Origin of the sequence: Rhodoferax sp. WC2427 (assembly GCF_040822085.1) — a bacterium.
Taxonomy (GTDB): Bacteria; Pseudomonadota; Gammaproteobacteria; order Burkholderiales; family Burkholderiaceae_C; genus Rhodoferax_B.
Map to the genome: position 1 here is coordinate 2,205,734 of NZ_CP162006.1, position 26,798 is coordinate 2,232,531.

General features: G+C 64.6%; 28 protein-coding genes. 11 read left to right on the plus strand and 17 right to left on the minus strand.

Annotated elements, in window-relative coordinates; all coding sequences use genetic code 11:
* The first annotated feature begins 46 nt into the window (after positions 1–46).
* The 3 genes from AB3G31_RS10440 to AB3G31_RS10450 all read left to right on the plus strand — a co-directional run bounded on the left by AB3G31_RS10440 (position 47) and on the right by AB3G31_RS10450 (position 2,071).
* Positions 47–316 carry a MoaD/ThiS family protein gene (locus tag AB3G31_RS10440; protein ID WP_367850102.1) on the plus strand — a complete coding sequence of 90 codons (270 nt, stop codon included), beginning with the start codon at positions 47–49 and terminating at the stop codon, positions 314–316.
* Positions 317–336: 20 nt separating this feature from the next.
* The gene (locus tag AB3G31_RS10445) at positions 337–1,431 is read left to right on the plus strand and encodes a WD40/YVTN/BNR-like repeat-containing protein (protein ID WP_367850103.1); all 1,095 of its coding nucleotides are present in this window, start codon (positions 337–339) and stop codon (positions 1,429–1,431) included.
* Positions 1,432–1,501: 70 nt separating this feature from the next.
* A complete protein-coding gene (locus tag AB3G31_RS10450) occupies positions 1,502–2,071 on the plus strand; it encodes a cytochrome b (RefSeq protein ID WP_367850104.1) in 570 nt (189 codons plus the stop codon).
* 144 nt (positions 2,072–2,215) lie between these two features.
* Here the strand turns inward: AB3G31_RS10450 and AB3G31_RS10455 are convergent, their stop codons facing one another.
* Positions 2,216–2,695, minus strand: coding sequence for a MarR family winged helix-turn-helix transcriptional regulator (locus AB3G31_RS10455; protein ID WP_367850105.1), 480 nt, complete (start codon positions 2,693–2,695; stop codon positions 2,216–2,218).
* 154 nt (positions 2,696–2,849) lie between these two features.
* On the opposite strand from AB3G31_RS10455, the gene AB3G31_RS10460 reads away from it, so the two are divergent.
* A complete protein-coding gene (locus AB3G31_RS10460) occupies positions 2,850–4,166 on the plus strand; it encodes an MFS transporter (protein ID WP_367850106.1) in 1,317 nt (438 codons plus the stop codon).
* 30 nt (positions 4,167–4,196) lie between these two features.
* Entirely contained in the window at positions 4,197–6,137 is a 1,941-nt protein-coding gene (locus AB3G31_RS10465; RefSeq protein ID WP_367850107.1) for an FAD-binding monooxygenase, read from the plus strand.
* Positions 6,138–6,267: 130 nt separating this feature from the next.
* Here AB3G31_RS10465 and AB3G31_RS10470 read toward each other — a convergent pair whose 3' ends face one another.
* The 5 genes from AB3G31_RS10470 to AB3G31_RS10490 form a co-directional block, all read right to left on the minus strand.
* Positions 6,268–7,056, minus strand: a complete 789-nt coding sequence (locus AB3G31_RS10470) for an enoyl-CoA hydratase/isomerase family protein (protein ID WP_367850108.1) — start codon at positions 7,054–7,056, stop codon at positions 6,268–6,270.
* Between the two features lie 30 nt (positions 7,057–7,086).
* Positions 7,087–7,983 (minus strand): alpha/beta hydrolase, encoded by an 897-nt coding sequence (locus AB3G31_RS10475; protein WP_367850109.1) that lies wholly within the window; start codon positions 7,981–7,983, stop codon positions 7,087–7,089.
* A gap of 246 nt (positions 7,984–8,229) precedes the next feature.
* Complete coding sequence (locus tag AB3G31_RS10480) at positions 8,230–8,643, minus strand: tautomerase family protein (protein ID WP_367850110.1); 414 nt, start codon at positions 8,641–8,643, stop codon at positions 8,230–8,232.
* A gap of 63 nt (positions 8,644–8,706) precedes the next feature.
* A complete protein-coding gene (locus AB3G31_RS10485) occupies positions 8,707–9,117 on the minus strand; it encodes a hypothetical protein (RefSeq protein ID WP_367850111.1) in 411 nt (136 codons plus the stop codon).
* A 123-nt stretch (positions 9,118–9,240) separates the two neighbouring features.
* Entirely contained in the window at positions 9,241–10,224 is a 984-nt protein-coding gene (locus tag AB3G31_RS10490; protein ID WP_367850112.1) for an MBL fold metallo-hydrolase, read from the minus strand.
* A 261-nt stretch (positions 10,225–10,485) separates the two neighbouring features.
* Here AB3G31_RS10490 and AB3G31_RS10495 point away from each other — a divergent pair, with 261 nt between their 5' ends.
* The 3 genes from AB3G31_RS10495 (at position 10,486) to AB3G31_RS10505 (ending at position 11,840) form a co-directional block, all read left to right on the plus strand.
* Entirely contained in the window at positions 10,486–10,977 is a 492-nt protein-coding gene (locus AB3G31_RS10495; protein ID WP_367850113.1) for a winged helix-turn-helix transcriptional regulator, read from the plus strand.
* Between the two features lie 115 nt (positions 10,978–11,092).
* A complete protein-coding gene (locus AB3G31_RS10500) occupies positions 11,093–11,467 on the plus strand; it encodes a GFA family protein (RefSeq protein WP_367850114.1) in 375 nt (124 codons plus the stop codon).
* Positions 11,468–11,483: 16 nt separating this feature from the next.
* The gene (locus tag AB3G31_RS10505) at positions 11,484–11,840 is read left to right on the plus strand and encodes a VOC family protein (protein WP_367850115.1); all 357 of its coding nucleotides are present in this window, start codon (positions 11,484–11,486) and stop codon (positions 11,838–11,840) included.
* 37 nt (positions 11,841–11,877) lie between these two features.
* On the opposite strand, the gene AB3G31_RS10510 is transcribed toward AB3G31_RS10505, so the two are convergent.
* From AB3G31_RS10510 to AB3G31_RS10520, 3 genes are read right to left on the minus strand one after another with little or no spacing between them, the layout of a single operon-like run.
* Positions 11,878–13,029, minus strand: coding sequence for an aldo/keto reductase (locus AB3G31_RS10510; RefSeq protein WP_367850116.1), 1,152 nt, complete (start codon positions 13,027–13,029; stop codon positions 11,878–11,880).
* A 10-nt stretch (positions 13,030–13,039) separates the two neighbouring features.
* Entirely contained in the window at positions 13,040–13,891 is an 852-nt protein-coding gene (locus tag AB3G31_RS10515) for an aldo/keto reductase (RefSeq protein ID WP_367850117.1), read from the minus strand.
* A 35-nt stretch (positions 13,892–13,926) separates the two neighbouring features.
* Positions 13,927–14,727: a carboxymuconolactone decarboxylase family protein gene (locus AB3G31_RS10520; protein WP_367850118.1), complete on the minus strand. Its 801-nt coding sequence runs from the start codon at positions 14,725–14,727 to the stop codon at positions 13,927–13,929.
* A 103-nt stretch (positions 14,728–14,830) separates the two neighbouring features.
* Between AB3G31_RS10520 and AB3G31_RS10525 the strand changes: the two genes are divergently transcribed.
* Positions 14,831–15,790, plus strand: a complete 960-nt coding sequence (locus AB3G31_RS10525) for a LysR substrate-binding domain-containing protein (protein ID WP_367850119.1) — start codon at positions 14,831–14,833, stop codon at positions 15,788–15,790.
* A 111-nt stretch (positions 15,791–15,901) separates the two neighbouring features.
* On the opposite strand, the gene AB3G31_RS10530 is transcribed toward AB3G31_RS10525, so the two are convergent.
* On the minus strand, positions 15,902–16,372 hold the full coding sequence (locus AB3G31_RS10530; protein WP_367850120.1) for a hypothetical protein: 471 nt from the start codon (positions 16,370–16,372) through the stop codon (positions 15,902–15,904).
* Between the two features lie 107 nt (positions 16,373–16,479).
* Here AB3G31_RS10530 and AB3G31_RS10535 point away from each other — a divergent pair, with 107 nt between their 5' ends.
* Together AB3G31_RS10535 and AB3G31_RS10540 are read left to right on the plus strand one after the other, a co-directional pair.
* Positions 16,480–17,304 (plus strand): class II glutamine amidotransferase, encoded by an 825-nt coding sequence (locus tag AB3G31_RS10535; protein WP_367850121.1) that lies wholly within the window; start codon positions 16,480–16,482, stop codon positions 17,302–17,304.
* A gap of 51 nt (positions 17,305–17,355) precedes the next feature.
* The gene (locus AB3G31_RS10540) at positions 17,356–17,598 is read left to right on the plus strand and encodes a DUF2789 domain-containing protein (RefSeq protein ID WP_367850122.1); all 243 of its coding nucleotides are present in this window, start codon (positions 17,356–17,358) and stop codon (positions 17,596–17,598) included.
* Between the two features lie 145 nt (positions 17,599–17,743).
* Here AB3G31_RS10540 and AB3G31_RS10545 read toward each other — a convergent pair whose 3' ends face one another.
* From AB3G31_RS10545 to AB3G31_RS10575, 7 genes are all read right to left on the minus strand, one after another.
* The gene (locus AB3G31_RS10545) at positions 17,744–18,061 is read right to left on the minus strand and encodes a YqjD family protein (RefSeq protein WP_367850123.1); all 318 of its coding nucleotides are present in this window, start codon (positions 18,059–18,061) and stop codon (positions 17,744–17,746) included.
* Between the two features lie 54 nt (positions 18,062–18,115).
* Complete coding sequence (locus AB3G31_RS10550; RefSeq protein WP_367850124.1) at positions 18,116–19,045, minus strand: amino acid ABC transporter substrate-binding protein; 930 nt, start codon at positions 19,043–19,045, stop codon at positions 18,116–18,118.
* A 10-nt stretch (positions 19,046–19,055) separates the two neighbouring features.
* The gene (locus AB3G31_RS10555) at positions 19,056–20,363 is read right to left on the minus strand and encodes a dicarboxylate/amino acid:cation symporter (RefSeq protein WP_367850125.1); all 1,308 of its coding nucleotides are present in this window, start codon (positions 20,361–20,363) and stop codon (positions 19,056–19,058) included.
* Between the two features lie 77 nt (positions 20,364–20,440).
* Positions 20,441–21,439, minus strand: coding sequence for a C45 family autoproteolytic acyltransferase/hydolase (locus AB3G31_RS10560; protein WP_367850126.1), 999 nt, complete (start codon positions 21,437–21,439; stop codon positions 20,441–20,443).
* 13 nt (positions 21,440–21,452) lie between these two features.
* Positions 21,453–22,910, minus strand: a complete 1,458-nt coding sequence (locus AB3G31_RS10565; protein ID WP_367850127.1) for a biotin carboxylase — start codon at positions 22,908–22,910, stop codon at positions 21,453–21,455.
* Positions 22,907–25,789 (minus strand): aminotransferase class I/II-fold pyridoxal phosphate-dependent enzyme, encoded by a 2,883-nt coding sequence (locus AB3G31_RS10570; protein WP_367850128.1) that lies wholly within the window; start codon positions 25,787–25,789, stop codon positions 22,907–22,909. The genes AB3G31_RS10565 and AB3G31_RS10570 overlap by 4 nt, the downstream gene beginning before the upstream one ends.
* Before the next feature lie 49 nt (positions 25,790–25,838).
* Entirely contained in the window at positions 25,839–26,732 is an 894-nt protein-coding gene (locus tag AB3G31_RS10575) for a carbon-nitrogen hydrolase family protein (RefSeq protein WP_367850129.1), read from the minus strand.
* Between the last annotated feature and the right edge of the window lie 66 nt (positions 26,733–26,798).

The window sequence follows — 26,798 nt, forward strand, 5'->3', positions numbered from 1 at the left end:
TACTCCCCATTGACGCAGTCCGCGCCCGGTTTGCACAATGGCGCCCATGGTTACCGTCGAATTTGCCCCCGCCTTGCGCCGCCACATCGACGTGCCCATCCAGCAGGTGCCCGCCGGGCCGCTGAGGCAGGTGCTGGACGCGGCTTTGGTGGCCGCGCCCGGCCTGGAGCATTACGTGTTTGACGACCAGCACGCGGTGCGCAAACATGTGGCGGTATTCGTCAACCAGACCCTGGTGCACGACCGCGTGCGGCTGGACCGGGCGGTGCTGGCGGGCGACAAGGTGCTGGTGGTCCAGGCCCTGTCCGGCGGTTAAATCCCCACGGAGAATTCTCTATGCACACACTCCTCGTCGGCACCCGCAAGGGCCTGTTTACCGTGCAAGGGGAGGGGAGTGCCTGGCACATCACCGCCCACCATTTCGCGGGCGAGCCCGTCACCCAGGTGCTGGCCGACCCGCGCGACGGCAGTTGGCTGGCGGCACTGCGCATGGGGCATTTCGGTGTCAAGTTGCGCAAGAGCACCGACCAGGGCGCAAGTTGGACCGAAATCGCCGCACCCGCCTTTCCGCCCAAGCCCACCACCGGGCCCGACGCCGACGACCCCACGCCCTGGAGCGTGGACATGGTCTGGTGCCTCACCGCCGGGGCTGCCAGCCAGCCCGGCACGCTGTGGGCGGGCTGCCTGCCGGCAGGGCTTTTCCGCTCAGACGACGGCGGCCAGAGCTGGGCGCTGAACACCGCCCTGTGGAACCAGCCGCCGCGCAAGAGCTGGGGCGGTGGCGGCTACGACCAGGCGGGCATCCACTCCATCCTGGTCGACCCGCGCGACGCCCGGCACATCACGCTGGCGGCCTCCAGCGGCGGCGTGTGGCAAAGCCGGGACGCGGGCGAAAGCTGGAGCCTGACCACCCGCGGCATGTTGGCCCGCTACATGCCCGAGGGCCTGCAGGAAGACGGCAATGTGCAAGACCCGCACTGCCTGGTGCAGTGCGTCGCCCAGCCCGACGTGCTGTGGGTGCAGCACCACGGCGGCATGTACCGCAGCACCGACGGCGGCCAGCAGTGGCACAGCATCCAGGCCCCCGCACCCAGCGACTTTGGCTTCCCCGTGGCCTGCGACCCGCACAACCCGCTGCGCGCCTGGTTCGTGCCTGCGCACAGCGACGGCTGCCGCATCCCGGTGGACGGCCGCATGCTGGTCAACCGCACCGACGACGGCGGCCAGAGCTTCCACAGCTTCGGCCAGGGCCTGCCCGGCGCCCATGCCTACCACCTGGTCTACCGCCACGGCCTGGACACCACTGCTGACGGCCAGACCCTGGCCATGGCCTCCACCACCGGCGGGCTGTGGGTCAGCAGCGACGCGGGGGAAGGCTGGCAGTGTGTATCCAACGACCTGCCGCCGGTGGCCGTGGTGCGCTTTGCATAAGAGCCAACCGGCCTTCATCCGGCGTTAAGAATGCAGCGCCACAATCGGGCTTATTTTTGAGGGAAACCCGATGAACCAGGCCACCAAACCCCGCTACGACGTGCTCAGCCGCGCCTTCCACTGGCTGACTGCCATTGCTGTGACCGTCGCCTTCATCCTCGGCCCCGGCGGCTTTGGCCGCCTGATGCGCCAGGGCGTGGACCCCGCCACCCACAGCGACATCGTCTGGCACGAATCCTTGGGAATCCTGGTATTTACCCTGACCGTGCTGCGCCTGCTCTGGGTGGCATTTCGCCCCGCAGCACCCCAATTTGCCATGTCGGGCTGGATGCACATCGCCTCCAAGCTGGCGCACGGAGCCCTATGGGCGCTGCTTTTGGCCCTGCCGATGACCGCGCTGCTGGCCCTGGCCAGCGAAGGCCATCCGCTCACCCTGCTGGGTGGCGTGCGCTTCGACCAAATGCCCCTGGTCGCCAACTCCCCCCTCGCGCCGCTGGCCGATTGGGGCGACGTGCACGGCCTTCTGGGCGACGCCATCATGTGGATCGCCGGGCTGCACGCCGTCGCCGCCATCTTCCACCACGTGGTGCTCAAAGACCGGGTGCTGGCGGCCATGCTGCCGCAGGTGGAGCGGGGTTGATGTCTCTGGTGCTGTTTTGCTATAGATTTAGACCGATTTTTCAGTGTTGAAATTGGCAGCTGGTGCTTATTCCATCAGCGTAAGCAGCTATCAAAAATTGGCCGTTTTTATAATAAATAGGCCCACTCCAATCCGCTGACCGGATCACCCCGCCTCCTTCGCCCCCCGGCTCCAGGCCCCGTTTTGCTCCACGATGCTTTTCACCATGGCCATGAAGACGGGGCGGTCGGCGGGGGGGAGGGGGGCGAGCATGCGTTCCTGGGCGGCCAGCATGGCGGGCATGGCGGTGTTGAGCAAGTCCAGGCCCGCGGGGGTGACGCTGAGTAGGCGCACGCGCTTGTCGTCGGGCGAGACTTTGCGCTCGATGAGCGCGCGGCCTTCCAGGCGGTCTACCACCGCGCCGATGGTGGAGGTGTCCAGGCCCACCTTGCCCGCCAGCGTGCGCTGGTCCAGCCCAGCTTGTTGGGCTGCGGCAAACAGCATGGCGAACTGTACGGGGGTGATGTTCAGTGCGCTGGTTTCGTCCATGAAGATGCCCACCGCAATTTGCTGCAACCGCCGGATGGTGTGTCCGGGCATGTCGTCCAGCGTGGGCAGGGCAGGGGCGGGCGGGGGCGTTTTCATGCGGAATGTCGTTTTAGGGTTTGTACTAGGCTTTCTTCCAAATTTTAACCCTACACTTATATTCAGTGCACTGATGATATGTGTACGTATTTAAATCTGGAGATACACATTCATGAACACTTCTTCTGCGGCCTTGCCCCCAGGCGCTGCGCCTATGCACACCACGTCCGACGCCCGGCACCTTCGCACGGTGACCTGGATCGTGGTGCTGGCCACGGTGGGCCTGGTCTTTGACGGCTACGACCTGGTGGTTTATGGCACGGTGGTGTCCACCTTTCTGCGCGATGCGTCGCATATTGGCGTGGTCACCCCCAGCGTCGCCGGTGCACTGGGCAGCTATGCACTGGTGGGCGTGCTGGTTGGGGCGCTCTTGGCGGGCAGCGTGGGTGATACGGTGGGCCGCCGCAAGGTGATGCTGTGTGCCTACGCCTGGTTTTCCATCGGCATGGGCCTCACCGCCATGACCACCAGCGCCACGGTGTTTGGCTTGCTGCGCTTTGCCACCGGCCTGGGCGTGGGGGCCCTGGTGGCCACCACCGGCGCGCTGATTGCCGAGTACGCGCCCAAGGGCAAAAAGAACCTGTTCATCGCCATCGTCTACTCGGGTGTGCCACTGGGCAGCCTGCTGGCTGCGGGCTTGGCGATGGTGCTGTTGCCCCTGATCGGCTGGCGCGGCATGTTCTGGCTGGGCGCGTTGCCGCTGGTCACTCTGCTGCCGTTGGCGTACTTCAAGATGCCGGAGTCGGTGGCGTGGCTGGTTTCGCGCGGCAGGCTGGAGGAAGCCCGCGCGATTTCGGTCCGCACCGGGGTGGATCTGCCTGCCGACGAACCCGTGGCGGTATTGCTGGACCGCCCTGCGGCGCAGGAAAAAGCCGGATTCGCTGGCCTGTTTGGCTCCCGCTACCTCTTTCCCACGCTGATCCTGGGCTTGATGAGCGCCACCGGTCTGCTGCTGGTGTATTCGCTCAACACCTGGCTACCCGAGCTGATGTTGCGCGCCGGGTTCAATGCCAAGGGCTCGCTGTCGTTTCTGCTGGTGTTGAACGGCGGTGCCGTCATCGGCGCGCTGCTGGGCTCCAAAGTGGCCGACCGGTTTGGCCCGAAGCTGGTGGTGGCTGCCTGCTTTGCCATCGGCGCTGCCGCCATCGCGCTGCTCACCCTCGATCTACCGCTGGCGGTGCGGCTGGCCGCCATCGCCGTGGTCGGCATGGGCACCAGCGGCACGCAAACCCTGATCTACGGCTTCGTTGCCAACTACTACCGCACCCATGTGCGCGGCGCAGGCGTGGCCTGGTGCGCGGGCTTTGGCCGACTGGGCGGGGTGGGTGGGCCGCTGCTGGGCGGCTTCCTCATCGCTGGCGGCTTTGAACTCAACGCCATCTTCTACGTGCTGGCAGCCTTGGCCATCGTCGGCACGGTCTTGACGCTGGTGGTGCCCAAGGCACACACACCGTCCACGCCCACCCTCTGACACACCCACCCCCAGAAAGAGAGACTCACCATGCAATTCCATCTGAACGGTTTCCAGCCCGGCAACCCCGAAATCTTGAACGCATCGGCCCAGGCCATGCCCCACACCGACGCACTGCCCGCCGAGGTCGATGTGCTCATCGTTGGCTGCGGCCCCGCGGGCCTGACGCTGGCCGCCCAACTGGCCACGTTTCCCCACATCCGCACCTGCATCGTGGACCAAAAAGAAGGGCCGTTGCAGCTGGGCCAGGCCGACGGCATTGCCTGCCGCACCATGGAGATGTTCCAGGCCTTCCAATTCGCCGACCGGGTGCTCAAAGAGGCGTGCTGGATCAATGAAGTCACCTTCTGGAAGCCCGACGGCCAGCCCCAGGGCGGCATCGTGCGCCATGGCCGGGTGCAAGACACCGAAGACGGCCTGTCCGAGTTTCCGCACGTGGTGCTGAACCAGGCGCGGGTGCACGACTTCTACCTGGAGCACATGCGCAATGCCCCCACCCGGCTGGAGCCGCACTACGCCCGCAACTTTGTCGACCTGCAAGTAGACCGCAGCGCAGGCGACTACCCCGTCACCGTGCAACTGGAGCGCAGCGATGCCGCCCACCGCGGCCATATTGAAACCATCAAAGCCCGCTACGTGGTCGGCTGCGACGGTGCGCGCAGCGGCGTGCGCCGCGCCATCGGCCGCAAGCTGGTGGGTGACTCGGCCAACCACGCCTGGGGCGTGATGGACGTGTTGGCCGTGACCGACTTCCCCGACATCCGCACCAAGGTGGCCGTGCAGTCCGCCCAAGGCAACCTGCTGCTCATCCCCCGCGAGGGCGGCTACCTGGTGCGCCTGTATGTCGAGATGGACAAGCTGGGCGAAGACGAGCGCGTGGCCGCCCGCGGCATCACCATCGACCATCTGATCGCCGCCGCGCAGCGCATCCTGCACCCGTATGCGCTGGAGGTGAAAGAGGTGCCCTGGTGGTCGGTGTACGAAATCGGCCAGCGCATTTGCGACCAATACGACGATGTTGCTGCAGAGCAGGGTGGCGCAGAGCAGCCCCACGTCTTCATCGCCGGAGACGCCTGCCACACCCACAGCCCCAAGGCCGGGCAGGGCATGAACTTCTCCATGCAAGACACCTTCAACCTGGGCTGGAAGCTGGCGGCCGTGCTGTCTGGCCAGTGCGGCCCCGAGCTGCTGCGCACCTACTCGCAAGAGCGCCAGGTGGTGGCCCAGGAACTGATCGACTTCGACCGCGAGTGGGCCCAGATGTTCAGCGACCGCCCGCAGCAAGACGCCACCGGCACCACCCAGGGCGTGGACCCGAAACAGTTCCAAAAGTACTTCGAGCAGCATGGCCGCTTCACCGCGGGCATGGGCACGCACTACCGCCCGTCCAGCATTTGCGGCCAGGCTACCCACCAGCAGCTGGCCACCGGCTTCGTGGTCGGCACCCGCTTCCATTCCGCCCCCGTGCTGCGCGCCTTCGACGCTAAGCCCCTGCAGCTCGGCCACATGGCCCAGGCCGACGGCCGCTGGCGGCTCTACGCCTTCGCCGGTGCCAACGACAGCGCGGCCGACGCAGACACCGGCCTGGGCGCACTGTGCCGCTTCCTGGACACCGCCCCGGATTCACCCGTACGCAGATTCACCCCCGCAGGCCAGGACCTGGACGCCGTGTTTGATGTGCGCGCCATCTTCCCGCAAGACCACCGCACCCTGGATCTTGAAGCGCTGCCCCCCATCCTGCTGCCGCGCAAGGGGCGCTACCAGCTGAAGGATTACGAGAAGGTTTTCTGCGCTGACCTGAAAGGCGGGCAAGACATCTTCGCCCTGCGCGGCATCGACCGGGCCCAAGGTGCCCTGGTGGTCGTCCGCCCCGACCAGTACGTGGCCCACGTGCTGCCGTTGGGGGGGCACCGGGAGCTGGCGGCGTTTTTTGCGGGGTTTATGCGGGTGGGGGCGGGGGCCTTGGCGTAAAGACTGCGCAGGCTGTCTGGCACGGTGCGCGGCTGAAATATGGGTCCAGTGTGCCAATCCCCCATGCGCCTCGACCACTCGCGCCCACAATTCGTGCGTATTCCGCTCCCGACAGGACTTGCGCGGCGGATCAACGGCCCTTGAATTCGAGCACCGGGCGCGGCGTGCCGGCCGTCAGGGCCGTGATGGCCGAAGCAAGCCCGGCCTTCACGTCTTCGGTCACGAACAAGGGCATGGCAATGTTGAACATCACATCGTCGGCCGCCTGGACACCGCCATTGGCCCAGGTGCGCAGCAAGGCCTTGTGCGCGGCGTGGGCGCGGGTCGGGCCGTGCACGAACTTCGCGGCGAAGGCATGCGCCTCTACAAACAGCTCGGCATCGGCGACGACGCGGTTGATCACGCCGAAGCGCTCCATCGTCGCGGCGGAGACGCGCTCGGAAGTCAGTGCCCATTCCATGGCACGTGCGCGTCCGGCGCGTTCGGCGACGCGGTAAATGCCGCCCAGCAGGGTCACGAGGGCAAGCGACTGTTCCGGATGGCAGAACGTTGCGCTTTCAGCGGCAAAGATGACATCGGCGCGCAACGCCAGTTCGAAACCACCACCGGCGCACAAGCCGTGCACCACCGCGATGACAGGCAAGGGCAGGCGTTCGAAGCGATTGAAGACGTCCATGTAGCCTTCGAAGCGTGCGCGCAACTGGCGGGGGGTGTCGTCGGGCCAGGGCAAGATATCGCCGCCAAAGCTGAAGTTCTCGCCTTCGGCGCGCACCAGCACGACGCGCGCGTCACTGCGTTCGATCGCGTTGATCGCCGTGGCCAGCTCGTCAACCATCTGGTCGTCGATGCGGTTTTGCGGCGAGCGATCGAGAATGATTGTGGCAATGCCATGCTCGATGGTATGGGTGAGATGAGGCATGTCGGGTTCCTGTGTTGACCCAAGTTGAGGTTACGCGAGGTGTTCCTTGAACCATTCCAGCGCGGCGGCACTGGATTGATCGAATCTGGCGATGTACGGATCGAAGTGGCCGCCGGGGATCGTCACGAGGCGCTTCGGCTCAAGGGCGCGCTCATAGGCGGCCAACCCGAGATCGGTCAGTGTGATGGTGTCCTGCAGCGCGACGACCATCAGCAGCGGCGTGGGAGACACGCGCGCAATCCACGCGCCCGGTTCGTACATGCGCGCGGCGCGCGTCGAGCGCACCGTGACGCTGTTCTCCCAGGCGCCGTCGGGTATGGGCTGCAGATAGAACCCGATGGCGTCCTTGGCGCGGTAGGAAGCAGGGACGGTCGGATCGGCGCTGACGATCGTCTGCCTGCGCGGCGGCTCGCCACGCGCCTGCGCGCGTTCGTCCGCCGAGAAGGCCTCCTCGATGGCGTCGACGGCGTCGGGCGGAATGCGGCGCAGTCCTTGCTCGAAGCCGCTGATGGTCGGCACCTGCGCGACGACCGCGCGCAGGCGGCGGTCGGTTGCGCCAAGCACCAGCGCGTGACCGCCGGCATAGCTCGTGCCCCACAAGCCGATGCGCTTTGCGTCGACGACGTCCTGGTGTTCGAGGAAGCTGATCGCGCGCCGCCAATCGGCGACTTGACGCCATGGGTCGATATCTTGGCGCGGCGTGCCGTCGCTGGCGCCGAAGTTGCGGTGATCGTGCAGGAGGACGACAAAGCCGTTGGAGGCGAATTTCTCGGCGAATCGCTCCAGGCCGTGCTCCTTCACGCTGGCATAGCCGTGCGCCATGGTGATGGCGGGGTAGGGGCCGGTGCCGCCGGTGGGCACATAGAGCCAGCCGCGCAGCGTGATGCCGCCCTCGGCTTCGAATGCGATATTGGTACGTTGAAACATGGAAGTTCTCCTTGTAGAAAGATGTCAGGCGGTGCCGTAAAAGTGACGGGCATCGACCTTGCCTCACCCTTTTGCTCCAGTCGCTCGACGCCAACCCAATCGCGCGGTCGTGATCATCCCGATCCCTGTCCAGACAATGGTGTCGAACCGGAGCCCGATGAGCCCCACGCCCTTGAAACGAACGAGACATCCGTTTCAAGTCAATTTCGCTGCCCCGCTCCCAAGAACAGAGCAGCTTCGTCGTTCTTACTTGTTTACCCAAGGCATAGAAAGGTCGATGTCAGAGACCAGCTTTCCAGCGCCGAAGCTCATGTTCTCCAAGGGAAGGGCATACATCATCAGGGTGACGTCGTCCTGGCTGATGCCAACCTTTTCCACTGCGTACCGGGTGACCAACTCCGCGAGCTTACGTTTCTGCTCCACCGTCCTGCTCGTACCGAACGTCACCGTGACGACCATGCGCTTGTCGGATCTCTTCAAGTCAGGAAAAGTCGGATGGATGAAGAATTCATCGTCCTTGTGCTCACTGATGAGGATGAAACGGTCATCCATTGGCGTATCCATGGCTTCATGAAGAGCGAGATTTAAGGCGTCCGCCAGAGCCCGCTTCTCTTCGCTGGAGAACTTTTGAGCCGGAATATGGGCGTGAAATATGGGCATAAGTGGTTGCTCGGTTGTGTTGTTCAGGTTGAACGAGGCGATGAGGTTGGTTGTCTTCCCGGCTTAACTAAAGAAGTCCTGGCCGAGTGTTCCTTCGAGTCGCTCCTTGAGGCCGGACGAGAATTCACGAACGACGGGAAACGGGCTCTGGAAGAGCTTGATGTTGTTGATCAGGCCAGACGCATTCCGGGTGATGATGGTGGTGCCGGCGACCGGCTTGCCACCGTGGATGGCATCCCACTCAAGGTAAGTCTTCACGCCGTCAACCGTCTCCGCAGTGAACACGAAGTGTTCGTACATCGTGCTGGTCGCGGCAAAGAATGCCCCGATGGGTGTCGGGCCGACCACGGCCTTGCTGAGGGCTGAGGTCTGAAGGCTGGCGTCTGCGGTGAACGACGCCGCAAAGTCGCTCGTACCCTTCTTTTTGACGATTTGCATCCATGCCGTTCCCGGCGGGTTGGTGTCAGTAGTCATGGCTATCTCCTATCAAGTGTCTGCGTCTTCGCAGAGGGCGCGCCCGATGGCGCGGACTAAAAAGCGTCGCTGCGCTTTGTCGGATGTGCGCGGTAGTCGCTACCGCGTAAGGGATGCTTCGGCTTACTTCAGGTTGAGGAAGGTCGCCGGTACCCAGTCGTAGCCAGCGCCGGTGTCCGCCTTGCGAACACGGCCCAAACCAGGGAACGGCATGTGGGCGGCGGCGATCATCGTCTTGTCCGCGGCAAGTTTCACCAGAAGGTCTTCACGGGTTTTGATGGCCATCGGACCGTCGGAGTCGAAGACGATGCCGATTTCCGGGTGCGGCATCTGGACGGCGAGGACGTGGGCTGTGTCACCCCAGACCAGCAGCGACTGACCTTTTGAGGAAATCATGTAGCCGGTGTGGCCGGGCGTATGGCCGGGAATGGCATACGGTGCGATGCCGGGGACGATTTCGTCCATGCCTTCGTACGGCTTCCATTTGCCTGCAGCGACGTAGGGAGCGGCTGCATCCCGTGCCACCTTGAAGAAGATTTTTGCGTCTTCGGGGGCCTTGGCCATGATTTCCTTCGACAGCCAGAAGTCGGCGTCGGCCTTCCTCATCATCACGGTCGCGTTCGGGAAGATGCGTTTCCCGTCTTTGTAGATTCCGCCGACATGGTCAGCGTGAAGATGGGTCACCAGCACCAGGTCAACCTGCTCCGGCTTGTAGCCGGAGGCTTTCAAGTTCTGCACGAGCTTGCCCAGCGCGGGCGGGCCCCAGTGGCCGCCCGCACCCGTATCGATGAGAACGAGCTTGTAGCCGGTGTTGACGAGGTAGCCTTGGACGGTGGCCGAGACATTCTTGGGATCGCTTTGAAAGGAGCGCTCCAGGAGGGACTGGATGAGCGCCGGATCGCCATGCAGGAGGCTGGAGTCAATACCGGCGCTGCCGTCATGGAGCGCGGTGACTTCATAGTCGCCAATCATCGTGCGATAGAAGCCCGCAACCTGCTTGTGCTGCATTGGCGCTGCAGCTTGGGCCGGGGCTACAGCAACGAAGGTGCTGGCGAATGCTAACGATACCGCGAGCACGGTGCGCGAAGTGAAGGTGGAGAATTTCATAGTGTTTCCTAACCAATGTGTGTGGCGGGGTAAGTACATACAGGTAGAGATCTTTAGCCGAACCCAGCGCATCGGGTCATGCCGTTGTTGCCATCTTTTCGGTCACCTGCACTACCGAATTGCCGCCATAACCCGCGATGAAAGCCGCACGCATGTTTGATTCCTCTGTCGACCTACCAAGACCTGTATAGCACTTGCATTTTGCAAGTGGTCGAATAATACCTACACTACTTGCATAATGCAAGTGGAAATTTAAGGAGCATGGCTGTGACGCAAACAAAACGATCGGGCTGCCCGATCAATCTGACGCTTGAGCAGATCGGCGATCGGTGGAGCCTGATTGTTATCCGCGATGTCGTGTTCGAGAACAGGCGCAGCTATGGCGCACTGCTGGACCAAAACAAGGAAGGCATCGCCTCGAACATCCTCGCAAGCCGGTTGAAGCACTTGACCGCGTCTGGCCTGCTGACACGATGTCCGGATCCGAATCATCAGCAGAAAGGCATCTACAGCCTCACAGAAGCGGCCATACAGCTCGTACCTCTGCTCGCCTATATGGCTGGCTGGGGCCTTCGGCATACGGATCCGAGTAAGGAGGCGTCTTTGCGCGCGGAACTGCTGGAAAAGGGCGGCCCTCCGCTTTGGAGTGCCCTTATGGATGAACTGCGTTATCTGCATCTCGGTGCACCGCGTCCGGTGCGCTCAGTATTGGGCGAGCTCCGGGCCGATGGCGAGAAGGCAATCGCCAATTAGCGGCAGAGCAGGGCGACCAAGCGCCCAGGCACCCTGGCTATGTCTGCCATCGCACAGACGCCCCGCCCGCCACGGGCCCAAAGTCAGCCTGACCAACCCAAGAAGGAGCGTCCAGATGCTGATCACAGGGGCCTGCCATTGTGGCAAAACGGCTTTTCGCATTGACGGCGACCTGCCGGTGGAACTGACGCGCTGCACCTGCTCGTTCTGCGCCAAGCGGGGAGCCCTGCTGGCGTATTACGCACCCGCCCAGTTTCATGTGATAACACTGCCCACCGACGATGCGACCTACCGCTGGAACACGCTGCAGGTCGCGCACCATTTCTGCCCGGTCTGCGGGTGCGCCACCTTCTCGGACAGCCCGGCCTTCGAGCCGGACGGCAGCTGGGACCAGACCACCCGCCGCATCGGCGTCAACGCGCGACTGTTTGACCACTTTGATGCAGCGGCGGCGCCTGTGGTGGTGATCGATGGCAAGAACCTTTGGTAGCTTGGAGCTTTGCACTATGCCCATCCTGAACGCCCTGGCCAGTGTGGCCGTCAAAGACATGGCGCGCGCAGTGCCGTGGTACGCAAGCCTCTTTGGCAGGCCGCCGGATGCGCGGCCCATGCCCGAGGTGGCCGAGTGGAAGTTTGAGCACGGTGGTTGGCTCCAGGTGTACCTGGGTCCAGAGCGCGCCGGAAGCGGGTCTGTAACCTTGGCCGTCAGCAGCATCGACGAGCAGTTGGCCGCACTGGCGAACTGCGGCGTGGCTGCCGGAAGCCGTGCCACGGGGCCCTTGGTCAAAACCCTGATGATTTCTGACCCGGATGGCAACCATATCGCATTTGCAGAGGCCATCGACCCGAAGATGGCGCGGTGAGGGGGTAGCGGGGGGGAGCACCCCGCACCCCCATTCCTCAGCGTTTAGCCGCCGCCTCCACCTCCGAATACACCAGCACGCTGTCCGGCAAGCGCGCCCCCTGCACCTCAATGGCCGCAACGGCGGTATTCAGCTCGGCACGTTCTGCGGGAGTGAAGCGAATCGCATCTGCGCCCAAATTCTCCAGCAAATGCGCCATTTGCGTGGTGCCGGGGATGGGCACGATCCAGGGCTTTTGCTCCATCAGCCAGGCCAGGGCGATCTGGGCGGGGGTGGCGTTTTTCTGGGCGGCCCAGCGCTGCAGCAGCGCCACCAGCGCCAGTTTGTGCGGCAGGTTTTCCGGGGCGAAGCGGGATTCGATCTTGCGGATGTCGCCGTCGGCAAAGCGGGTGCGGGCATCGATGGCACCGGTCAAAAAGCCCACGCCCAGCGGACTCCAGGGCACGAAGCCGATGCCCAGCTCTTCGCATGCGGCCAGCACCCATTTTTCCGGTCCGCGCCAGAGCATGGAGTATTCGTTTTGCACCGCCGTCAGCGGCAGGGCGGCGTGGGCGCGGCGCAGGGTTTGCGGGCCCATTTCGCACAGGCCCCAGTGCAGCACCTTGCCCTGCGCCATCAGGTCTTTGACGGCACCCGCCACATCTTCGATGGGCACCTGCGGGTCCACGCGGTGCTGGTAGAGCAGGTCGATGCGGTCGGTGCGCAGGCGCTGCAGCATGCCGTCCACCGCGAGTTTGATGTGCTCGGGCCGGCTGATCAGCCCGGGGCGGCGCTCGCCGGTTTGCAGGTCGATGTTCCAGCCGAACTTGGAGGTGATGGCCACCTGGTTGCGGAACGGGGCCACGCCTTCGCCCAGGATGCGTTCCACCTCGTGCGGGCCGTAGGCTTCGGCGGCATCGAAGAAGGTGACGCCGCTGTCATGGGCGCGGCGGATGATGTCGACCATCTGCGGGCGGCTGGGCACGGTGGTCTGGTAGGTGCGGCTCATGTTCTGCACGCCCAGGCCGAGGCTGGAGACTTCCAGCGTGCCCAGCTTGCGCCTGCCGGTCACCACAGGGGATGGGCCAGCGCTAGCGGTTTGTGCCACGGCAGCGGTGCCGAGGCCGCCCAAGAGCGGCGCGGCGGCCAGGGTGGTGGCCGACTGGAGGAAGCCGCGCCGGGCGGATGGAGAGGATGTGGGTGTTGTCATGGGTGCTTTCTCAGGTATTGATTTGCCGCTGGCTCATCCACTTCACCATGGCCGGGTCGCGGTGCGAGAAGAAGCTGCTGGTGTCGGTGTCGAGCGTGGCAATGGCGGCCATGTCGGCATCGCTCAGCGCGAAGTCAAACACGTCCAGGTTTTCCACCATGCGCTCCTTGCGCACCGACTTGGCCAGGGCACTGATGCCGCGCTGCACCAGCCAGCGCAAAACCACCTGGCCCACGGTCTTGCCGTAGGTGTGGCCAATGGCGGTGAGCACTTCGTTGTGGAACAGGTTGTTGCGCCCTTCGGCGAACGGGGCCCAGGCCTGGGCCTGCACGCCGTTGTCGCGTATGAAGCTGGCGCTCTCTTCCTGCTGGTGGAAGGGGTTGATCTCGATCTGGTTAACCGCCGGGGTGACCTGGTTGAAGGCCATGATGTCCATCAGCCGGTCGGGCTGGAAGTTGCTCAGGCCAATGGCTTTGAGCTTGCCCGCGCGGTAGGCCTCTTCCATGGCCCGCCAGGAGCCGTGCACATCCGAGTAGGGCTGGTGGATGAGGTACAGGTCCAGGTAGTCCAGCTGCAGGCGGCGCAACGACTTGTCGTTGGCCGCCTTGGTGCGCTCGTAGCCTGCGTCTTGCACCCACAGCTTGCTGGTCACAAACAGTGCGTCGCGGGCCACGCCGCTCTGGCGCAGGCCCTGGCCCACGGCTTCTTCGTTCATGTACGAGGCGGCGGTATCGATGAGGCGGTAGCCCGCGGCGATGGCATCGACCACGCTGCGGGTGCATTCGGCGGCGTCGGCAATCTGGAAGACGCCGAAGCCCAGGATGGGCATCTGCAGGCCGTTGTTCAGGGTGACATATTGCATGGTGGGTTCCTTGTCGGGTGGGGATTCGGGGGGTATCACGGCTTGGCAAACACTTCGCGCGCCACCCCGGCCGCGGTGATGGCGCTGGGCCAGCCCGCGTAAAACGCCAGGTGGGTCAGCGTTTCGACCAGCTCCTCCTGGGTCATGCCGTTGGCGCGGGCCAGGGCCATGTGCGAACGCAGTTGCTCGGGCCGGTTCATGGCAATCAAGGCGCTCACCGTGGCCAGGCTGCGGTCGCGCCGCGACAGGCCGGGGCGCGCCCATACGTCGGCAAACAGCACCTGGTCGGTCAGCTCCGCAAGCTTGGGGGCCACGTCGCCAAACAGGCTCTGCGCCCGCGAGGGCGCGGTGGGTGCGTTGGCCACGGGCGGCGGCAGGCCATATTGGGCATCGCTCACCGGCTCCAGCCAGTCCACCGCCTTGCCGTCCTGCGCCTCGGTGATGGCAATGTGGGCCATGGCCGTAGTGGGCGCGGCACCGTGCCAATGTTTGACATGGGGCGGAATGTGCACCACATCGCCAACCTGGATGTTTTCGATGGCACCGTCCCACATCTGCACCCGCCCGGTGCCAGCGATCACCACCAGGGTCTGGCCCAGCGGATGGGTGTGCCAGGCGGTGCGGGCGCCGGGCGTAAACGACACCGTACCGGCCGAGGCGCGCGCGGGACCGGTGGGCGTGTGCAGCATCTCCACGCGCACCGCGCCGGTGAAGTTCTGCGCCGGTGCCGCGTTGACCGGGCGGCTGCCCGCGCGGGAAATCTGCAGCTTGTCGTCGGCCAGGGCAGACAGCGGCAGCATGGAAACGGCGAGAGTGGCGGTGGCTAGGAGGTTCATGGCTTGAGTTTATGATCGCATTGGCATATGAATAGGGGCTTATGCCTTGTTTGATTGGCAAGCCACAACGGATAATTACAAGAACCGGTTCAAGGAAAACACCATGCGCATCAATGAACTGCGGTCGATTTCCATCTTCGTGCGCACCGCCGAGCTGGGCAGCCTGCGCAAGGCCGCCGCCGCCCTGGGCTTCAGCCCGCAGGCCGCCAGCCAGGCGCTGGCCCAGCTGGAGCAGCACCTGGACGTGCGCCTGTTCCACCGCACCACCCGCGTGATGGCTTTGACCGACGAAGGACGGCAGTTTCTGGAAGAAGCCCAGCCCTCGCTGGTGGGCCTGCAGCGGGCCTTGCAGATCACCCGGCGCGCCAAGGAAGAGATTGCAGGCCCGCTGCGCATCGTCGGGCCGCGCTCGGCCTTCCAGCCGGTGCTGTGGCATGTGCTGGAGGCGTTTTGCCAGCAGTACCCGCAGATCGTGCCCGACGTGCAGCTGGAGGACCGGGTGGGCAACTGGGTGGAAGACCGGGTGGATGTGGGCTTTCGCTTGGGGTTTTCGCCGCACGAAGGCGTGATCGCCCGGCGGCTGTTTGCGGTGCAGATGGTGGTTTGCGCGTCGCCTGGGTACATCGCCCAACACGGCGCGCCAGACAGCCTGGCCGCCCTGCAGTCGCACCGCTGCAGCGCGTTTCGCAATGCCGGTACAGGAGCGGTTGTGCCCTGGCGGGTGCGCGTGAACGACGATGTGGTCGAGCATCCCATCACCCCGGCCCTGTGCACCAACGACGAAATACTGGAACTGCACGCGGTACTGGCCGGCCAGGTGATCGGGCAGTTGGCCGGTGTCACGGCGGCGCCGTTTATCCGCACCGGGCAGCTGGTGCCGTTGCTGCTCGACACCGTGTCGGACCGGGCCAGCTATTTCGTGTACTTCGGCAGCCGCCACTCCCAGCCCGCGCGGGCCCGGGCGCTGATCGACCTGGCGGCCCAGATGCTGACCGACACCTGCGCGTTTGTGCTCAGCCCCCAAGAGCTCCAGGCGGCGCAGGCTGGAGCTCTCGGGCGATGAACATCCGGCGGCGGTGCTATGGATTTATGGTGTTTTTTAAGGGTTAAAAATGGCATCCTGCGCTTATTCCTTGAGCGTAAGGTGCTATCAAAAAGTTCTTATTTCTTGCCATCACCTAAACATCGGAAACACCGGCACATCCTGTCCCTGCTGCGTGCGCCGCACCACGCCTGCGGGGTCAAAGTACACCCAGAACCACATGTCCTCCACGTCCCGCCAGCGGTAAGACCAGATATCGCCCTTCCAGGCCATCACGCCGTCTACCTTGGCGGGCGGGCCGAAGGCCCAGAGGATGTCGGCTTGGGTGGTGTTGCCGGAGGTGTCGATCTGGTAGAAGTGGCGGGGGTCCATCACCTCTTGCGCCTGCACCACCCGGCCGTCGGCATCCAGATCCACCATCACCACCGACTGGCCCATGGGTTGGCGCGAGTACTGCAGCCGGTGCACGCCGCCGCGCTCCAGTTCGGCGGTGGGGCGGCCCCAGGAGGCCAGCACTTCGTCGCGGGTCATGCCGGGGGTGACGGCGCAGCCCGCCAGGGCGAGCAGCAGGGCAGACAACAGGGCTAGAGCAAAGTGGCGCATGGCAGGTTTCCTCCAGAAAGGGTGCACGGAAGCAGCCACTATGCACCGGCGGCGTAAAGCCATGTGAACCCCGGCGCAGCACGCGGTTTTTCAGACACACTCCCCCCATGTGTGAACTCCTGGCCCTGTCCACCTCCGAGCCTGCGCAGCTGACGTTTTCGCTCCACACCCTGGCCGCCCGCGGCAGCGCACGGGGCGGCGTGCACGACGGCTGGGGTGTGGCTTTCTACCAGGGGGTGGACGTGGCGCTGTTCCGCGAGCCGCAGGCGGCGGGCGACAGCGCGTTGGTGCGCTACCTGGAGAACGAGGGCCCCAGCACCTACCTGGGCATCTCGCACATCCGCCATGCCACGTTGGGTACGGTGCAGTTTGCCAACACCCAGCCCTTTCTGCGCGAGCTGGGCGGCCACAGCCATGTGTTTGCCCACAACGGCACCCTGGTCGGCTACCAGACCCACCCGACGATGGCGCTGGGCGCGTACCGCCCGGTGGGGCAGACCGATTCGGAGCACGCGTTTTGCGCGCTGCTGGCCCGCCTGCACACGCTGTGGGCCGGGGCCTCGGGCCCACCGCCGCTGGAGGCGCGCATGGCGCTGCTGGTGGCGTTTGCCGCCGACATGCGGGCGCTAGGCCCGGCCAACTTTTTGTACTCCGACGGCGACACCCTGTTTGCCCACTGCCACCGCCGCATCCATGCCGATGGCGAAACCGCCGAACCGCCCGGGCTGTGGCTGCTGGAGCGGGTGTCCATGTCGGCCGCACCGCCCCCGGCGCACCAGGACGGCGTGGCCATCGCCGCCGAGGCCGAGGAGCACGATGCCCTGCTGATCGCCAGTGTGCCGCTGACCGGCGAGGCCTGGCAGCCCCTGGCCGAGGGCGCGCTGGTCGCGGTACGCCAAGGCAAGTTGCTGTCGGGGCACGACGGTGTGTAACGCGCCAGCCGCCAAACACCCCATGGCCAGCCAAATGCGGTAAGGTGTGGCATGGACACACCTTCACACCCCTTCCACGACCTGTTCGCCCAGCTGGGCCTGCCCTCGGACGCGCCGGATATTGCCCATTTTCTGGCCATGAATGCGCCGCTGCCGGGCAATGTGGCGTTGCCGGATGCGCCTTTCTGGTCGCCCGCCCAGGCCAGCTTTTTGCGCGAGGCCTTGCTGCAGGACTCCGACTGGGCCGAGCTGGCCGACCAGCTGAGCCAGGCTTTGCGGGCGCCCAAAACCTGAATCGGAATTTATAAGAAATCAGCGGCTGGCGCTTATTCTGTCAGCGTAGCTAGCTACTGAATAGATAGCATTTCGTGCCAGGCCGGGTGTCGGAAACACCCGCCAGCAGCGTGCCCCCAGCATGGGTGGGGGCCGATGCCCTTGCTCAGTCGGCGCGGTCGCGGCCCAGCAGCCATCCCAGCACCACACCGGCAGCCAGTGCGCCGGTGGCCAGCTTCCAGGGTTCGGCGTGGGCGTAGGCGTTGGCGGAGCTGGCGGCTTGTTTGGCCTTCTCGGCAGCGATCCGGCCTTTTTCTGCGGCCCGTTCGCGGGCGACGGCCAGCTTGGCCTCGACGCGCTGGCGCAGCGCTTTCAATTGGGGCTGGGACTCAAGCTCCTGGATCGAGAGTACGTTGTGCACGTCGTCGGCCAGGTCCTCGACCAGGCTGTCGGCTACGGCCTTGAAGTGGTGGGATGCGGTCATGGGAAGGTCTTTCGTGGAGGTTGAAAAAATCGGGGGCTACCGGGCGCCAGGTGCTTACTCTGCGGGCACGGCCAGGGTTTCAATGATGGTTTCCAGCTGCGGGCCCATGGGCAGATCGATGCTGGTACTGGACTGCGGCAGCTTCTGCAGGAACCAGCGCTTGTATTGGCGTGCGATTTCGCCGTCGACGGCCAGCGCCCGGAAGCTGTCGTTCACCAGCTTGGTCAACTGCGGGTCGCCTTTGCGGAACATGATGCCGTAGGGGTCGTAGGAGAGGAATTCGCTCACCACCTGGTAGCTGCCGGGGACCTTGCCCTTGTTCTGGGCGATCAGACCGTACAGCAGCACGTCGTCGGTTGCGAAGGCGTCGGCGCGGCCGTTGGTCACCTGCGCAAACGACTCCGCATGGTCGGCCTGCACCAGCAGATGCAGGTTGAGCTTGAATTTCTCGGACAGCTCGCGCAGGGTCTTCTCGTTGGTGGTGCCACGCGTCACGGCCACCGTCTTGCCGGCCAGGTCACGGAACCCCTTGATCGGCGAACCCTTGCGGACCAGCAGCTTGGTGCCAGAGACAAAGATCGTGGGCGAGAAGCCGACCCGTTGCTGGCGCTCCAGGTTGTTGGTGGTCGAGCCGCACTCCAGGTCGATCTGGCCGTCGACCACCGCGTCGATGCGCGACTCGGCGGTGACCGGTGTCCATTGGATCGCCAGGCTCTTGTGCACGGCTTCTTCCATCGAGGCGACCAGGGCCCGGCACAGCGCGATCGAATAGCCGATAGGCTCGCCGCGCGCCGACAGGTACGAGAACGGCACCGACGACACGCGGTAGCCGATGGCCACGGTGCCGGTCTCGCGCACCTTGGCCAGCGTGCCACTGAGCGCGAGCGGCGCGTTGGGCGCAACCGTCTCGGTCTGTGCCTGCACCACGGACGCCAACCCGAGCAGCAGTACCGCCGTCAGCGGTGTCTTCCTGAGGTATTGCATGGTGGCTGCCCTAGCCGTGTACCGGGTGCGCCAGGGTGGCGGCACTCTCGGCGTCCAGCGCCTTGGCGTTCTCTGCGGCGGCCGCTTCGGGCAGCAGGGCGCCTTCCCACTTCGCCACCACCGCCGTGGCGATCGAGTTGCCGACCGCGTTGGTGGCCGAGCGGCCCATGTCCAGGAAGGTGTCCACGCCCAGAATCAGCAGCAAACCGGCCTCGGGGATGTTGAACTGGTTCAGCGTGGCGGCGATCACCACCAGCGAGGCCCGCGGCACGCCCGCCATGCCCTTGGAGGTCAGCATCAGGATCAGCAGCATGGTGATCTGCGTGCTGAGCGGCAGCGCGATGCCGTAAGCCTGGGCGATGAACAGCACCGCGAAGGTGCAGTACATCATGGAGCCGTCCAGGTTGAACGAGTAGCCCATGGGCATCACGAAGCTGGAGATCTTGCGCTTGACGCCGAAACGGTCGAGTGCATCCAGGATCTTGGGGTAGGCCGCTTCCGAGCTGGCGGTGGCAAACGACAGCAAAAAGGCTTCCTTGATCAGCACCAGCAGCTTGAACACCCGCGGCCCCAGGAAGGTGAAGCCCGCCAGGATCAGTACGCTCCACAGCACGAATAGGCCCAGGTAGAAGTCGCCCATGAAGACGGCAAACTTGAGCAGGATCTCCAGGCCGTTCACCGCCACGGTAGCCGCCATTGCCGCCATGACGGCCAGGGGTGCCAGCTTCATCACATAGCCGGTGATCTTGAGCATGGCGTGCGAGAGTTCGTCGATAGTGGTGACCAGGGTCTTGCCCTTTTCTCCCAGCGCCGCCAGGGCCACGCCGAAGAACATCGAGAACACGACGATCTGCAGGATCTCGTTATTGGCCATGGCCTCGGCGAACGACTTGGGCACCAGGTGGCTGACGAAGTCCTTGAGGGTGAACTTCGAGGTCGCCAGGTTGGCGGAGGCGCCGATGTCGGGCAGCGGCAGGCCCAGGTTCACGCCCGGCTGTAGCCAGTTGGCCATCACCAGACCCAGCACCAGCGAGACCAGCGAGGCGGTGACAAACCAGCCCAGCGCCTTGCCGAACACCCGGCCGACCGAGGCCGCATCGCCCATGTGCGCGATCCCCACGACCAGGGTGGAGAACACCAGGGGCCCGATCAGCATCTTGATCAGCCGCAGAAACACGTCCGAGACGATCGAGATGTAGCCCGCGATCTGGGCGGCGACCTTCTTGTCGGGGAACTCAATAAAAATCAAATAGCCGATGATGATCCCGATCACCATCGCTATCAAAATCCAGGCAGCTGGCGGAAGTTTTCTTTTCATGTCGGAGTCTCCATGTGTGTGGGGGAGGCGGGAAATTTTCATAGGCTGGCGGTTGCCAGGCGAAGAGATGGTGGGTTTCATGTGTAAGCTGGATAAACGACTTTGCGCTGCCCCTCCTCGAATGTGGTGACGGACTGGGCCCAGCTGTCGCCAGGCCATAGCAGCGTGGCCTGGCCGCTGAGCGGCCGGTACAGCGCGCTGTACAGCGTGCCGTAGCCGCGCAGCCAGGACGACTGGTACAGCGGCGCGCGCAGCAGGGCATCCGCCAGCGCCTGCAGCGGCGCGCGCTGGTCGATCTGCTGCTGCAGCGCGGCCAGCCGCTGCGGCGAATGGGTGGCCCGTGCATGCTCTGGCCACTCGACGGCGTGCTGGAAATTGGTCACCGCCTTGTGGCGCGTGACTTCGGTCGCACGGTCGGGGGCAACAAATACGGTGGCCCAGTCGGCGCTGCGGTCCAGCAGGGTCACGCTATAGCTCATATGCACCGGCACGCGCTGCAGGAGCGCAATCGCCTCGGCGGTGCTGTGCGCAACCTCCAGCACATAGCGCAGCACCAGGGGGATGCCAAAGCCCGCGCCGGTGACGGTGCGGCCACCGAAGGACAGGGAGGCGCTCAGCCCGGCTTCGTTCACGCCGTCCAGTGCGCCCCACAGGCAGTCGCCCATGGCCAGCACCCGGTTGCGCGGATCGGTCCAGCGCGTGGCCATCCAGTCGCCTTCCAGCAGTGCGGGCGCGAAGTCGTAGTTGCGTAGCAGCACGGGCTCCTGCGTGCCCGCGGGATCGATCCACACGGCCTGGGCACAGCCGGCGATGTACGGCGGTGGGCACCACAGCGACAGGAAGCGCGCCTCCACGTCGCCGCCACCGGCCAGCCCGACCAGGCGCTCCCAGGTTGGCACCAGTTCGGGCATGTGCTCCCGGATGGCCCGTCGGCTCTCCAGGTAGCTGGGCCGCCCAACCGCGCCGCTGCGCAGATACCAGGCGCGGTAGCCCGGCCAGGAGCGGTTGAAAATGGCTTGCCATTTTTCGCCCGGCTGGTCTTCGCTGACCGCGTGAAAGCTCACGTTGATCGACATCGCGTGCGCCAGCTCAAAGAATCTTGAACGAGCCCGGCGCCGGTGCCACCGCGTGCTGCGTGGTCACGATCGGCTTGCCGTCGTAGTGGTTCTTGATGCCGCGAATCCAGTCGCGCGCCCGGATGTTGAGCTTGAAGTTGTCGTCCATCGAGCGCCCCCGCGTGATCAGGATGCCCAGGTCCGCGCCCTCGTAGCGGTAGTCGCCCGGGCCGGTAATGCGCAGAAAGAAGGCCTCGCGCTCGCTGTCGATCGCGCGGCGCTCGTGGTCATAGCGCTGGTAGCCCATGGTGCCGTCTTCGCTCAGGCGGTAGATGCCGGTGGCGGGCGCACGCGTCACCTGGTCGACCTTGTCCTCGGTGTACTTGATGACCACCTGCGACCAGGAGTCGATGAAGTGCGGCTGTGCCCAGCGTTCGTTGATTTCGCGCACATTCAAATCGAAGGGCACACCCGAGAACTCGAGCAGGTGGAACAGGAACAGCGGCGCATCGGCGTAGGCGAAGGCCGCGTGGTTGGTCATGGGGCTGGCGCCACAGATGCGCGGGTTGAGTTCGCCCAGGTAGACCTCGCCGTTGTCCTGGTCGATCAGGAAGTCGAGGTCGAAGTAGCCGCGGTAGCCTTCTTGCAACAACTGGTTGCCGAAGCGCTCGGCCATGTCGCGGGCCTTTTGCCGCACGCCTTCGGAGAAGGCCCCGGGAAACACCTCGTTGCCGCACCAGCCGCCCTTGTAGGGCGTCAGCTCCTTGGCGCCCACCACCTCGGTCAGCAGCGGCCCGACCAGCGTGCCCGACTGGGTGGCGCAGGCCTCCAGCGTGGCGCCGCGGCAGTTGATGCGCTTCATGATCTTGACCTCGGGGTCGTTGACGATTTCGTCCTTGTGCTTGTTGAAGTCGTCTTCGTTGGCGATGAAGAAGGTGGTGTGCCCCGAGTCGCCAAAGGCCGACTGCACCACCAGGTCGCGGCCCAGCTTGTTGCGCTCGGCGATCTGCATCAGGTGCTGGTAGCTGTCGACTTTCTCCAGGGCGTTGGGCACCGAGAAGACCCCAGCCTTGTTGCCGATGCGCACGGTTTCCATCTTGTTGTCGCAGCGCTGGCGCAGCTTGGCGGGCGGGAACCAGACGTCCATGCCCAGCTCTTCGGCCAGCGCCTCGGTCTTCTCGTCGAACATCAGAAAGGTGGCGACGGGCTTGCCGCCGCGGCGCTCGATCAGGTCGATGACTTCCTTGTGCTGCAGCAGGTAGTTGTTGATGTCCTCGATCGAGCTGAACTCTGCATGCGGGCTTTCGCTGGGCACGAAGACGTTCGGGTGGCGGCCGTCGAAGCAGTCGATGTAGCTGATGTAGCGAAAGCGGTTCACCCAGCGGTCGATGCCCAGCAGGTTGAAATTGGTCGCGCTGATGAAGTAGATGGGCCGCTCGTTGCGGTGAAACATCAGCTGAAGATCGGAGATGCTCTTGATTTTATTGCTCACTTCTTGCTCCTCTTGGTGGCCTTGGCCGGGGTGGTTGCTGGGACAGCGGTGGTGGCCGCCTCGTTCTGGGGATCTTGTTCTTGCGGCAGCGCCGCTCTACCGGCCACAGCCAGCGCGGCGCGGGCCGCGGTGGCCTGGGCGGCGCGGGCCAGCGCCACTTCATTGAAGATGCGAAAGCCCAGCTCGGGCCGGAAGCCATGGATTTCGCGCACGTCCAGCGCGGCCATGAACTGCAGAATTTCGGCGCTGATCACCTGCCCGGGCACCAGGATCGGGAAGCCCGGTGGATAGGGAATCACGAACAGCGCCGAAACCAGCTCGCGGCCCGCGCGGATCTCCTTGGCGGCCTCTTCCATGCCGATGTATTCACAGTTCACGTCGTCGTAGGACAGGAAGAAAGCGCTGCGGATATCCCCGTCGCGCGTCTCGGCGCGGCCCTCCACGCTGCGCCCGCGGAACGCGAAATGGAAGCTTGAGAAGTCTGGCAGCGGGGGCTGCTCCAGCGTCAGCGAGCGGATCTTCCTTTCGTGGATGGAGCGCTCAATGGCGCTCATGTCAGACACGCGCGCCTCGACATCGCGGGCGATCTTCACCAGCACCTCGAGCAAATAGGCGATCGCCGAGCGGGTGCTGCCGATGTTGGTCATGAACAGCACGGTGTTGCGCGAGGTCTTGTTGATCTGGATGCCGTACTTGTCCATCAGCTCCTTGTTCTTGAAGGTGTCGCCGTCCATGCCGGTGGCGCCGATGGTCAGGGTGGCGCGTGTCGGGTCGAGTGCGAACTCGTCGGTGCGCCAGGCGGCTTCCAGGTTGTTCCAGCCGCTTTCGTCGTTGTAGTAAGACTCGACACCCGATTCGCGGTACTGCAGCGGCACCACATCGCTCACGCGCAGGAAGCGGAAGTAGCGTTTGAGCAGCGGGTGGATGCGCACCTGCTCGCGCAGGCTCATCGCCAGTTCGAGCTGGCGCTGGATCAGCTCGTAGCCCTCGAGTTCCACCTGGCGGCGCCCCACGTCGAGCGAGGCCAGGATCTGGTAGTTGGGCGAGGTCGAGGTGTGGGTCATGTAGGCCTCGTGGAAAGCCTCTTCGGCCTTGTCCTTGAAGTCCTGGTCCCACACATGGATCATCGAGCCCTGGCGCAGGGCGGTGAGCGTTTTGTGGGTGGAGTGGGTGGCATACACCCGCACCCGCGCCTTGGCCGGGTCGGGCAGCAGCCGCTGGTCCAGCAGCGCCTGGTCGTCATCCCAGTCCAGACCGGCCCGGAATGTGGCATAGCGCTGCGCGTACTGCGGGTCTTTCAGCGTCTCGGCCAGCTTGGCCGCCGCCGCCATGCCGGTGCGATGGCGGTAGATCGGGTGGCAGCGTGCGAAGGCGAACCAGGCCTCGTCCCACAGGAACACCAGGTCCGGCTTGATCGCCAGGCACTCCATCATCACGCGCTCAACGTCGTAGACGATGCCGTCGAAGGTGCAGTTGGTCAGCAGCACCATGCGCACGCGCTCCAGCGTGCCTGCGCGCCGAAAGCCCAGCAGCGTCTCCTTGATGTGGCGGATTGGTACCGCACCGTACATGGAGTATTGGTCCAGCGGATACGAGTCGAGGTAGGCCACCTGGGCCCCTGCCAGTACCAGGCCATAGTGGTGCGACTTGTGGCAGTTGCGGTCGACCAGCACGATGTCGTCAGGGCGCACCATGGCCTGCACCACGATCTTGTTGCAGGTGGAGGTGCCATTGGTGGCGAAATAGGTGCGCCGGGCCCCGAAGGCGCGCGCCGCGTATTCCTGCGCCACCTTGAGCGGGCCCACTGGATCGAGCAGCGAATCGAGTCCGCCCGAGGTCGCCGAGGTTTCGGCCATGAACAGGTTCATGCCATAGAACTGCGCCAGGTCGCCGATCCAGTTGGAATTCATGATCGACTTGCCGCGCGCCAGCGGCAGCGCATGGAACACGCCGGTCGGCTGCTTCGCATATTCGCGCAGCGCATTGAAGAACGGGGTGCGGTGCCGCTCGCCCACGCCCTTCATGATCGAGCTGTAGAGCTCGATATGGTCTTCTTCGCCGAAAAAGATGCGCTTGAAGACCTCGCCCACGCGCGCCGCGATGTCCTCGACATTCACGTCGGTCACCAGGTACAGGTCGAGCTCCGGGCGGAGCTGGGCAATTTGCCGTCCCAGCAGGGGGCCGCGCTCGAACTCGGGCATCAGTTCAATGCCTTCGTCGAGCCCATCCAGAAAGCGCCGCAACATATCGTTGTGGTTGACCGAGCGGAACGGGAAGCCGTGCCGGATCACTACGGCCTGCAGATTGAAGTTGACCAGCGTGGCCATCAGCGCATCTTCGAAGCTGGGAACCACCACGATGTCGAAGATGAAGTCGTCGTCGGCGCTGCGCTTGCGCTGCACACGACGCCGCAACGCGTCTTCCTCGCTGGCCGCCATCTCGTCGACGATCAATACTTCAAAGTAGGGGCGCGACAGCTGGGCCTGGCGTTCGCTGTCGGTCTCGATCTGCGACGGCAGCTCCGAGTCGCCGTCCAGCGCGTTGGACTCATGCCGGTAGGTCCGCGCCGCCAACACCCGGTGGATGCGGCGCGCGGCCGAATGTGCCCGCGCCAGTTCGCCACGTTCGATCCAGCTACACAGCTCGTTGAACACCCGCCCGCCGGGGAAGGCCCAATAGCTTTCGATGGGCGTGAGTTCGGCCATCAGCTCGGTGACTGTTTTCAGCCGCCGCGCGTATTCCCGGTGCTCGCTCGCCAGCGTGCTCAATTGGCTGAGTTGGTCCACCAGGCCGATCCAGCCATCTGCGCGCATTTCCCAGACGCTTCGGTGGCGGCTCAGGGAGGTGCGGCCCTTTTTGGTCAGCGTTCCAGTATCCATGTTTGTCCCCTTTGTGTTTTTTATGGAAGATGAATTCAGGAAGGTTGTGTCAGCTGGGCTTGGTCAGGGGTCCCAGCGTGTCCAGATAGGGGTAGGCCGGGTGGTGCTCTCGGTAGACGTCGAACACACAGTCGCGGTCGCGAAAACTCTTCAACGGCTGCCCCAGATTGCTGCGCAGGCCGCGCTCGCGTTCACGCCGCAGGCGCGCAAAGTCGACATCGATGGCCATGATCTCGGCGCCCCCGTCTGCCTGGTGCAGCACATAGCCGGAGGGGTCGCAGACGATGGAGCGGCCCACGCCGCCGTCGCCCACGCCATTGATGTCAAAGAAGTACACCTGGTTGGTGACGGCGGAAGCCCGGGCAATCGACAGTTCCACATCGCGGTCGATGGTGTCCGTCATGGTGGGGTGCAGGATCACTTCCGCCCCCATCGCCACCAGCGTGCGGGTGGTTTCGGGAAACCACATGTCGTAGCAGATCGAGACCCCGAAGCGGCCCGCGCCGGGCACGTCGAAAACGCAAAACTCCGAGCCGCCCGCGACATCGCGCTCGTAGGGCCGGAAAGGAAACAGCTTACGGAACCGCGCAACCACTTCGCCTTGCGGATTGATCACCGGCGTGGTGTTGTAGACCACCGGACCGCCAGGCCCCTCGGCCTGCTCGAACAGCGAGCCGGGTATGAACCACAGACCGGTTTCGCGGGCCAGTTCGCACAGCCGGGCCTCGGTGGGGCCGGGCAGTGGCTCGGCCTTGTTGTGCCCGGGGCCGAGCGCCGACAGTTCAGAGAACAGCACCATCTTTACCCACGGAAAGCGTGCGCGGATGTGGCGCAAATAGCCGCCCATGCGTTCCACGTTGTTCTCGAAGGCAGAAACATCCATCTGTACGCCAGCCACCCCAAAGGTGTCGGCTTCACCACGCTGCATTAATGCACCATTCATCGGTCCAAGCTCCTATAAAAATCTATCCAATTCCCAGAATTTTTGGCATGCGCAGCGGTGGCCTGG

Coding starts and splice junctions, on each gene's coding strand:
- AB3G31_RS10440 (WP_367850102.1), top strand. CDS start 47: ATGGTTACCGTCGAATTTGCCCCCGCCTTGCGCCGCCACATCGACGTG.
- AB3G31_RS10445 (WP_367850103.1), top strand. CDS start 337: ATGCACACACTCCTCGTCGGCACCCGCAAGGGCCTGTTTACCGTGCAA.
- AB3G31_RS10450 (WP_367850104.1), top strand. CDS start 1,502: ATGAACCAGGCCACCAAACCCCGCTACGACGTGCTCAGCCGCGCCTTC.
- AB3G31_RS10455 (WP_367850105.1), bottom strand. CDS start 2,695: ATGAAAACGCCCCCGCCCGCCCCTGCCCTGCCCACGCTGGACGACATG.
- AB3G31_RS10460 (WP_367850106.1), top strand. CDS start 2,850: ATGCACACCACGTCCGACGCCCGGCACCTTCGCACGGTGACCTGGATC.
- AB3G31_RS10465 (WP_367850107.1), top strand. CDS start 4,197: ATGCAATTCCATCTGAACGGTTTCCAGCCCGGCAACCCCGAAATCTTG.
- AB3G31_RS10470 (WP_367850108.1), bottom strand. CDS start 7,056: ATGCCTCATCTCACCCATACCATCGAGCATGGCATTGCCACAATCATT.
- AB3G31_RS10475 (WP_367850109.1), bottom strand. CDS start 7,983: ATGTTTCAACGTACCAATATCGCATTCGAAGCCGAGGGCGGCATCACG.
- AB3G31_RS10480 (WP_367850110.1), bottom strand. CDS start 8,643: ATGCCCATATTTCACGCCCATATTCCGGCTCAAAAGTTCTCCAGCGAA.
- AB3G31_RS10485 (WP_367850111.1), bottom strand. CDS start 9,117: ATGACTACTGACACCAACCCGCCGGGAACGGCATGGATGCAAATCGTC.
- AB3G31_RS10490 (WP_367850112.1), bottom strand. CDS start 10,224: ATGAAATTCTCCACCTTCACTTCGCGCACCGTGCTCGCGGTATCGTTA.
- AB3G31_RS10495 (WP_367850113.1), top strand. CDS start 10,486: ATGGCTGTGACGCAAACAAAACGATCGGGCTGCCCGATCAATCTGACG.
- AB3G31_RS10500 (WP_367850114.1), top strand. CDS start 11,093: ATGCTGATCACAGGGGCCTGCCATTGTGGCAAAACGGCTTTTCGCATT.
- AB3G31_RS10505 (WP_367850115.1), top strand. CDS start 11,484: ATGCCCATCCTGAACGCCCTGGCCAGTGTGGCCGTCAAAGACATGGCG.
- AB3G31_RS10510 (WP_367850116.1), bottom strand. CDS start 13,029: ATGACAACACCCACATCCTCTCCATCCGCCCGGCGCGGCTTCCTCCAG.
- AB3G31_RS10515 (WP_367850117.1), bottom strand. CDS start 13,891: ATGCAATATGTCACCCTGAACAACGGCCTGCAGATGCCCATCCTGGGC.
- AB3G31_RS10520 (WP_367850118.1), bottom strand. CDS start 14,727: ATGAACCTCCTAGCCACCGCCACTCTCGCCGTTTCCATGCTGCCGCTG.
- AB3G31_RS10525 (WP_367850119.1), top strand. CDS start 14,831: ATGCGCATCAATGAACTGCGGTCGATTTCCATCTTCGTGCGCACCGCC.
- AB3G31_RS10530 (WP_367850120.1), bottom strand. CDS start 16,372: ATGCGCCACTTTGCTCTAGCCCTGTTGTCTGCCCTGCTGCTCGCCCTG.
- AB3G31_RS10535 (WP_367850121.1), top strand. CDS start 16,480: ATGTGTGAACTCCTGGCCCTGTCCACCTCCGAGCCTGCGCAGCTGACG.
- AB3G31_RS10540 (WP_367850122.1), top strand. CDS start 17,356: ATGGACACACCTTCACACCCCTTCCACGACCTGTTCGCCCAGCTGGGC.
- AB3G31_RS10545 (WP_367850123.1), bottom strand. CDS start 18,061: ATGACCGCATCCCACCACTTCAAGGCCGTAGCCGACAGCCTGGTCGAG.
- AB3G31_RS10550 (WP_367850124.1), bottom strand. CDS start 19,045: ATGCAATACCTCAGGAAGACACCGCTGACGGCGGTACTGCTGCTCGGG.
- AB3G31_RS10555 (WP_367850125.1), bottom strand. CDS start 20,363: ATGAAAAGAAAACTTCCGCCAGCTGCCTGGATTTTGATAGCGATGGTG.
- AB3G31_RS10560 (WP_367850126.1), bottom strand. CDS start 21,439: ATGTCGATCAACGTGAGCTTTCACGCGGTCAGCGAAGACCAGCCGGGC.
- AB3G31_RS10570 (WP_367850128.1), bottom strand. CDS start 25,789: ATGGATACTGGAACGCTGACCAAAAAGGGCCGCACCTCCCTGAGCCGC.
- AB3G31_RS10575 (WP_367850129.1), bottom strand. CDS start 26,732: ATGAATGGTGCATTAATGCAGCGTGGTGAAGCCGACACCTTTGGGGTG.